1 pseudogene is annotated in these 300 nt (G+C 73.7%); it reads right to left on the reverse strand.

The features are described 5' to 3' along the window. Positions 1-300: pseudogene (locus tag PUR61_RS36760) on the reverse strand (flavoprotein); the annotation flags it as partial.

Consider the following 300-nt stretch of genomic DNA (forward strand, 5'->3'; position numbering starts at 1 on the left):
CCGGGGCCTGCTCGGACGGGGTACCGATGCTGACGGCGACCGGGGCCGCGCAGCAGCCACCGTCGGCGCCCTGTTCGGCGGCAGGCTCGTCGAACAGGCCTGCGCCGCCACACACCCCGGTCTCCGGGAGAGTGAGCTCGCCCCGCCGAGGGGCCTCGTGGTCGCCGGCGAGGTGGGCGGCGACGGAACGGACCTGCTCGTAGCCGGTCATGGCGAGGAACGTCGGAGCCCTGCCGTAGGACTTCATACCGACCAGGTGAACGCCCTTCTCGGGGTGGGAGAGCTCGGTCACGCCGGGCG

It is taken from the genome of Streptomyces sp. BE20 (genome assembly GCF_036322525.1).
Taxonomy (GTDB): Bacteria; Actinomycetota; Actinomycetes; order Streptomycetales; family Streptomycetaceae; genus Kitasatospora.